Annotated in this window: 6 protein-coding genes and 3 tRNA genes; all 9 read left to right on the top strand. The window is 71.0% G+C overall.

The window, feature by feature from the left end; all coding sequences use genetic code 11:
* A partial coding sequence (locus tag VFZ20_RS26210) for a hypothetical protein (protein ID WP_329686921.1) occupies positions 1-367 on the top strand: 367 nt, incomplete at its 5' end.
* Positions 321-866 (top strand): hypothetical protein, encoded by a 546-nt coding sequence (locus tag VFZ20_RS26205; RefSeq protein ID WP_329686920.1) that lies wholly within the window; start codon positions 321-323, stop codon positions 864-866. The genes VFZ20_RS26210 and VFZ20_RS26205, both read left to right, overlap by 47 nt.
* On the top strand, positions 860-1,837 hold the full coding sequence (hemC, locus tag VFZ20_RS26200; protein WP_329686919.1) for a hydroxymethylbilane synthase: 978 nt from the start codon (positions 860-862) through the stop codon (positions 1,835-1,837). The genes VFZ20_RS26205 and hemC overlap by 7 nt, the downstream gene beginning before the upstream one ends.
* Before the next feature lie 26 nt (positions 1,838-1,863).
* Entirely contained in the window at positions 1,864-2,334 is a 471-nt protein-coding gene (gene rfaE2, locus VFZ20_RS26195; RefSeq protein ID WP_349264133.1) for a D-glycero-beta-D-manno-heptose 1-phosphate adenylyltransferase, read from the top strand.
* Positions 2,327-3,064: a ribonuclease PH gene (gene rph, locus VFZ20_RS26190; protein WP_329686917.1), complete on the top strand. Its 738-nt coding sequence runs from the start codon at positions 2,327-2,329 to the stop codon at positions 3,062-3,064. The genes rfaE2 and rph overlap by 8 nt, the downstream gene beginning before the upstream one ends.
* Positions 3,061-3,681 carry an RdgB/HAM1 family non-canonical purine NTP pyrophosphatase gene (gene rdgB, locus VFZ20_RS26185; RefSeq protein ID WP_329686916.1) on the top strand — a complete coding sequence of 207 codons (621 nt, stop codon included), beginning with the start codon at positions 3,061-3,063 and terminating at the stop codon, positions 3,679-3,681. Before rph ends, rdgB begins: the two co-directional genes overlap by 4 nt.
* Before the next feature lie 38 nt (positions 3,682-3,719).
* Positions 3,720-3,794: transfer RNA gene (locus tag VFZ20_RS26180), tRNA-Pro, on the top strand.
* 22 nt (positions 3,795-3,816) lie between these two features.
* Positions 3,817-3,890, top strand: a tRNA-Arg gene (locus tag VFZ20_RS26175).
* 34 nt (positions 3,891-3,924) lie between these two features.
* Positions 3,925-3,998, top strand: a tRNA-His gene (locus VFZ20_RS26170).
* Positions 3,999-4,696 lie beyond the last annotated feature (698 nt).

The following is a 4,696-nucleotide window of genomic DNA, read 5'->3' as shown; positions in this document are numbered from 1 at the left end:
CGCCGCCCTGGCCGAGCGCTTCAGCCTGCCGTCGCCCGCGCTGCTGTGGGCCACCGTGGGCGTCATCGCCCCGCCGGCCGACGCGCGGCTGCAGGCCGCCGAGCGCGACGGCGCCACGACCACGCTGCGCTACCAGCTGGGCGCGGACGTGCTGGAGTACCGGGTCCGCAACGGGCGCCTGCAGTCCGTCCGCCGCAGCAGCCGCGGCGGCGTGGCCGAGAGCATCGACCTGGAATACAACGCCAACGGGCTGGCCAGCGCGCGCTACCGCGACTGGGCCGCCTTTCGCACGCTCAACCTGACCCTCGAGTCGGCAACCGATGTATCGTCCTTTCCTGAAGCGACCTGGGCGCCGCCCGGCACGTAAGCCGGCGCTGCTGGCCCTGCTGCTGCTCCCGCTGCTCACCGGCTGCATGTACAGCTTCGTGGGCGGCGGGCTGCCCAGCCACGTGCGTCGCGTGTTCATCGAGCCGTTCGAGAACGAGACGCCGTACCAGACCCTCACGTCGGACCTGCTGCGCGAGATGCAGGACCAGCTGCCGGGCAACCTGGGCGTGCGCCTGGCCTCGCAGCAGACGGCGGATGCCATCGTCCGCGGCACCATCCGCTCGGCCGAGGAGCAGACGACCAACTTCAACCCCACGCCGGACCCCAGCGGCCGCATCACCCGCAACGAGGCGCGGGTGCAGATCACGTTCGACGCGGAGATCTACGACGTGCGGCAGGACACGGTTCTCTGGCGCGGCAACGGCATCACGGCCCTGGGCCTGTTCGATCCCACCCGCGAGGACGTGGACGACGGCCGCCGCAAGGCGCTGGAGGAAGTGGTGCAGAAGCTCGTGGAGGGAGCCCAGTCGCAGTGGTAGACCTTTCGCCGGTTGATGCAACGACGCTGCGCATCGCCTCGCGCGGCAGCGAGCTGGCGCTGTGGCAGTCCCGCGCCGTGCGCGACGCCCTGCGCGCGGCGGACCCGTCGCTCACCGTCGACATCGACGTGATGAAGACGACGGGCGACGTCATCCAGGACGTGCCCCTGGCCAAGATCGGCGACAAGGGGCTCTTTACCAAGGAGCTGGACGCGGCCCTGCTGGAGGGGCGCGCGGACCTGGCCGTCCACTCGCTCAAGGACGTGCCCACGCGCCTGCCGGAGGGCCTCGTTCTCGCCGCTGTCACGGAGCGCGAGGACCCGCGCGACGTGCTGATCCTGCCCCCGGGCGGGTCCGGCGACCTCGACTCCCTCCCGCCCGGCGCCCGCGTGGGGACCAGCTCGCTCCGCCGCCGCGCGCAGCTGCAGGCGCTCCGCCCGGACCTGGCGGTGCTGGACCTGCGCGGCAACCTGAACACGCGCCTGGCCAAGCTGGACCGCGGCGACTACGACGCCATCATCCTGGCCGCGGCCGGCGTGCTGCGCCTGGGCTGGGCGGACCGCATCGCCGCGTACCTCGACGCGCCGGCGTGGCTCCCCGCCGTGGGCCAGGGCGCCCTGGCCGTCGTGGCCCGCGCGGACCGGGCGGATGTCGTCGCCCGCCTGCGCGCCCTGCACGACCCGCGTTCCGCCGCCTGCACCGCCGCCGAGCGCGCCCTGCTGCGGTCGCTGGAGGGCGGCTGCCAGGTGCCCATCGGCGCGCTGGGGCGGGTGGAGGGCGACCGCGTCGTCCTGCACGGCCTTGTGGCGGAGCTGGACGGCGGGCGCATCCTTCGCGTGGAGGAGTCCGGCCCGGTGGACGAGGCGGAGAGCGTTGGCCGGCGCGCGGCGGACGCGCTGCTGGCGAACGGGGCGGGCGAGGTGCTGGCCGGCATCCGCGCCGCCGTGGCGTCCAGCCCCGCCGCGCCGTGAAGGGGCCCGTGCATCCGTCGGACAAGGTGCTGTCGCGGGAGGATGTGCTGCACCGCTTCGGCCGGCCGCGCTGCGGGACCGTCGTCTTCACCAACGGCGTGTTCGACATCCTGCACCGCGGGCACGTGGAGTACCTGTTCGCCGCCCGCGCCCTGGGTGACGCGCTCGTCGTGGGGCTCAACACCGACGAGAGCGTGCGGCGGCTGGGCAAGGGCGCGGACCGGCCCATCAACCGGGAAGAAGATCGCGCGATGGTCCTGGCGGGATTGGCCTGCGTGGACGCCGTCACGCTGTTCGGCGACGACACGCCGCACGCGCTGATCACGGCGCTCATGCCGGACGTGCTGGTAAAGGGCGGCGACTACACGGTGACCACCATCGTGGGCGCACAAGAGGTGATGGCGGCCGGCGGACGGGTGGAGGTGATTCCCCTCGTCCCCGGCCGGTCCACCACGGCGATCCTGGAGCGAGCGAGAGGGGGAGGGGAGGATGGCTGAGGATCTGACGACGAACGCCGGCGTCCGCGGGGACGGCCGCGCGCCCGGGGCACTGCGCCCCATCACCCTGGAGCGCGGCGTGGGCCTGTACGCCGAGGGCTCGTGCATCATCACGGCGGGGCGGACGAAGGTGCTGTGCACGGCGTCCGTGGAGCAGGGCGTGCCGTCGTGGCGCAAGGGCAGGGGAGGGGGATGGGTGACGGCGGAGTACAGCATGCTCCCCCGCGCCACCAGCACCCGCAACCGCCGCGAGCGCGGCCAGGTGGGCGGCCGCACGCAGGAGATCCAGCGGCTCATCGGCCGGTCGCTGCGCGGCTGCGTGGACATGGCCGCCATGGGCGAGTGGCAGATCACCCTGGACTGCGACGTCCTGCAGGCCGACGGCGGCACCCGCACGGCCTCCATCACGGGCGGCGCCGTGGCCCTGTACGACGCCTGCGAATGGCTCCGGCGCAAGGCGGGCCTCTCCGCCTCGCCCTTCCGCCACTTTGTCGCGGCCATCAGCGGCGGCGTGGTGGACGGCGTGACGCTGCTGGACCTGGACTACTCCGAGGACGTCCGCGCCGAGGTGGACCTGAACGTCGTCGCGCGCGAGGGCGGGGGGCTCATCGAGGTGCAGGGGACGGGCGAGCACGGCGACTTTACCCCCGAGCAGCTGGCGTCGCTCGTGGGGATGGCGTCCGGCGCCATCCGCGAGCTCAACGCCATGCAGCGGGCGGCGGTCGCGTGACGCGGCTGGTGGTCGCTACGCGCAACCCGGGCAAGGTGCGCGAGATCCACGAGATGCTGGCCGCCCTGGGCGGATACGAGGTCGTGGGCCTGGCGGACCTGGGCATCCCCGAGTCGCCGGACGAGGACGCCGTCGAGGCGTTCGACACGTTCGAGGAGAACGCCCTGGCCAAGGCCCGCTACTTCGCCGCGAAGACGGGCGCGCTGGCCCTGGCGGATGACAGCGGGATCTGCGTGGACGCGCTGGGCGGCGCCCCGGGCGTGCGCTCCCGCCGCTTCGCCGCGCCCGACGAGGCCCGCGGCGAGCGCCAGGACGACGCGAACAACCGTCACCTGCTGGAGCTGCTGGCGGACGTGCCGGACGAGGCGCGGACGGCCCGCTACGTCTGCGCGGCCGCGCTGGCGTGGCCCGGCGGGCGCGAGGCCGTGCGCACGGGCACGTGCGAGGGCGTGGTCCTGCGCGCGCCGCGGGGCACGGGCGGCTTTGGCTACGATCCGCTCTTCCATCTCCCTGAGGAAGGCGGGACCTTCGGCGAGCTGTCCGCGGAGCGCAAGAACGAGGTCAGCCACCGGGGCCGTGCAATACGCGCCGTGATTGAGTTGCTGGCGGGGGGTTGACGAACGGCGGGGTATTCCCTAGCTTTTAGCTCTCGGAACGGGGCGTAGCGCAGTCCGGTTAGCGCGCCTGCTTTGGGAGCAGGAGGTCCCCGGTTCGAATCCGGGCGCCCCGACTGAGCGGGAGGAACAGGACGGGCGCCAGTAGCTCAGTTGGATAGAGCAACGGCCTTCTAAGCCGTAGGTCGCTGGTTCGAGTCCAGCCTGGCGCGTTGGCTGGTGTTGGTGCGGTTGTTTGAACTTACGGTGGATGTAGCTCAGTCGGTTAGAGCGCCAGGTTGTGGCCCTGGAGGTCGCGGGTTCGAGTCCCGTCATTCACCCCTCAGGAACCCCCGCGAGCAGTCGCGGGGGTTCCTTTTTGTCGAAATTCCTTCACCGCGCTCTCCCGGCGCGACGGAAGTCGCCGGTCCGGCGGGGCAGGGCGAAGGGGTTGACGGTTCGGAAACGGATGTTTAAGGTAGTGGCCCTTCGCGATCGGGGTCCCGAATGGTGCCCGAAGCGATCGCGATCCGGGGTTGACACCATGGTTCAACGCTGATAGCCTTTAGGGCTGTCGCGTGAACGGACGGCGGGCGGTGTGGGAAGCGGAATTTTGGATTTCTGCCCCTTGCTCGAACGCCTAAGTGATGTAGGTTGAAGGCGTTGCAAGAAATTCGGCGGATGAAGAATTGGGAAACCTCTTCGCCGCGACCCCTTGACCGGACAGGTCGAGGCTGATAGATTGAAGGGCTGCCACGAACGAGGCGGCTGACGGCGAAGGAGACGCGGCGGCCGGGTGAAACTGGCCGGATGCGAATGAAGCGAGCCAGGGGCTCGCGAGGTGTTTTGAAAACTCGGGTCATTGGGAGTGCTTTGAAACGGGCGCCCCGTGGCGGCGTAAGCCGAAGGCATCACGTCCTTCGCGGCCGCTGAACACGGGACGTGAACGTGAATTTTCCGAACGAAAGCAACGGACGAAAGTCCGGCGTTTCGTTCCAAGAGAGCTGTTTGAACTCATGGAGAGTTTGATCCTGGCTCA

The sequence above is a fragment of the Longimicrobium sp. genome, assembly GCF_036280135.1.
In the GTDB taxonomy this organism is placed as follows: Bacteria; Gemmatimonadota; Gemmatimonadetes; order Longimicrobiales; family Longimicrobiaceae; genus Longimicrobium.
The sequence above is the reverse complement of the archived record's forward strand: the minus strand, read 5'-3'. Positions and strand labels throughout refer to the sequence as shown.

Bases quoted from the DNA above. Each gene is read 5' to 3' on its own strand.
- VFZ20_RS26205 (WP_329686920.1), top strand. From the start codon at position 321: ATGTATCGTCCTTTCCTGAAGCGACCTGGGCGCCGCCCGGCACGTAAG.
- rph (WP_329686917.1), top strand. From the start codon at position 2,327: ATGGCTGAGGATCTGACGACGAACGCCGGCGTCCGCGGGGACGGCCGC.